Genomic DNA, 1,208 nt, shown 5'->3' with positions numbered 1-1,208 from the left:
TGTTAGCGGCCCCGTAAACTGACCCACGGCTGGCCAAGAAAATTGACCCACCCTCGGGTGGCCCCTGGCCACGAATGACCATACCGTCGGCTGCCGAACTGAGCGGTGGAGACGGGAGCTGTGAAGGAGTGGGTCGTGATTCACAAGATCAAAGCGCTTTACGACGAAGGCCGCGGACTATCGATCCGCGCTATCGCCCGAGAGCTGGGGGTGTCCCGGAACACGGTGCGCAAGTACCTCGCACAGTCGCCGGCGGACATCGTCTTCGAGCGAGCTCAGCCGCGGCGTCACCGGCTCGACGAGCATCGGCCGTTCATTGAATACCTGCTTCGCCGTTACCCCAAGCTCAGCGCCGTGAAGGTCGCACGCAAGCTGCGTGAGAAGCTCGGCGAGATCGACGTCTCCGATCGCACCCTGCGCCGTTACCTGCAGCAGGTGCGTGCGAGCATCCCGGTGGCGCAGCCGCGCTACTACGAGCCGGTGCTCGACCTGGTGCCGGGCGTTCAGTGCCAGGTCGATCCCGGCGAGCTGCGCGGCGTGGAGATCGGCGGCGAGTCCCGGACGGTGTACTTCGTCGTCTTCGTGCTCTCGTACTCGCGGCGGATGCACGTGGCGGTCTCGTTGCGCCCGATCGATACCGAGGCGTTCATCGGCATGCACGACGAGGCCCTGCGCGCCTTCGGCGGGGCTCCCGAGGAGTGCGTCTACGACAAGACGAAGATGGTGGTCATCGCCGAGCAGTTTCGGGAGCTGACGGTCAACGAGCGCTTCCACGCCTACGCCAGCGCTGCCGGGTTCCATGTCCACGCCTGCCGCGGCTACGACCCGGAGAGCAAGGGCAAGGTCGAGGCCGGCGTGAAGTACGTCAAACGCGACTGCCTCTACGGCGAACGTTTCGCCGACGAGCAGGACCTGCGCGCCCATGTCCAGCAGTGGCTTGACGAGGTGGCCAATGTCCGCGTCCACGGCACCACGCAGCGCCAGCCTCAGGAGCACTTCGAGGCCGAGGAGCGGGCGCACCTGCGGCCCTACCTGACGCCGGAGTGGCTGGACCAGGCCAAGGCCGCGCTGGCCACCCGTAAGGTGGACAAGACGGGTCTGATCGCCTGGTCGGCGAACAAGTACTCGGTGCCGATGGCCTACCAGCGTGGCGAGGTCGGCGTTCAGGAGGACAGGGGGCAGCTGCACATCGTCGACCTGGAGACCGG

1 protein-coding gene is annotated in these 1,208 nt (G+C 66.4%); it reads left to right on the top strand.

The window, feature by feature from the left end; all coding sequences use genetic code 11:
- Positions 1-135: 135 nt before the first annotated feature.
- Positions 136-1,208 (top strand): IS21 family transposase (gene istA / locus LRF89_RS13170; RefSeq protein WP_238637361.1); only part of this gene is annotated, 1,073 nt, incomplete at its 3' end.

The organism is Halorhodospira sp. 9621 (genome assembly GCF_022228055.1).
In the GTDB taxonomy this organism is placed as follows: Bacteria; Pseudomonadota; Gammaproteobacteria; order Nitrococcales; family Halorhodospiraceae; genus Halorhodospira; species Halorhodospira halophila_A.
The sequence above is the reverse complement of the archived record's forward strand: the minus strand, read 5'-3'. Positions and strand labels throughout refer to the sequence as shown.